Below are 307 nucleotides of genomic sequence, written 5' to 3'. Positions count from 1 at the left end.
CAACTCCAACAAGTCCAATCCCTTGGTTGTACTACTGGTGTTTCCATTTAGAACATCTCCTTTTTGGTTATTTATTTTTCTTCTAGAAAATCTAATTTGACCAAAAGTGCTCATTTCCTTAGTGCTTTTAACCAAAGTAACTTCTGAAAGGATATTAACTTGCAGTACTAGCCCCTGTTGCCGCAGTAACTAGATTTAATAATTCCACAGAACATGCTGCACACACTAAACAACTCCAACAAGTCCAATCCCTTGGTTGTACTACTGGTGTTTCCATTTAGAACATCTCCTTTTTGGTTATTTATTT

At 36.2% G+C, this 307-nt stretch carries 1 protein-coding gene; it reads right to left on the bottom strand.

Features of this window, described 5'->3' with window-relative positions; genetic code table 11:
- Window positions 1-154 precede the first annotated feature (154 nt).
- Window positions 155-277, bottom strand: coding sequence for a subclass IId bacteriocin thuricin17 (gene tucA / locus HFD78_RS29885; protein WP_000449799.1), 123 nt, complete (start codon window positions 275-277; stop codon window positions 155-157).
- Between the last annotated feature and the right edge of the window lie 30 nt (window positions 278-307).

The organism is Bacillus sp. EKM501B, from assembly GCF_011800505.1.
GTDB classification, from domain to species: Bacteria; Bacillota; Bacilli; order Bacillales; family Bacillaceae_G; genus Bacillus_A; species Bacillus_A cereus.
This window is presented reverse-complemented; position numbering and strand designations above follow the sequence as displayed.

Bases quoted from the DNA above. Each gene is read 5' to 3' on its own strand.
- tucA (WP_000449799.1), bottom strand. From the start codon at position 277: ATGGAAACACCAGTAGTACAACCAAGGGATTGGACTTGTTGGAGTTGT.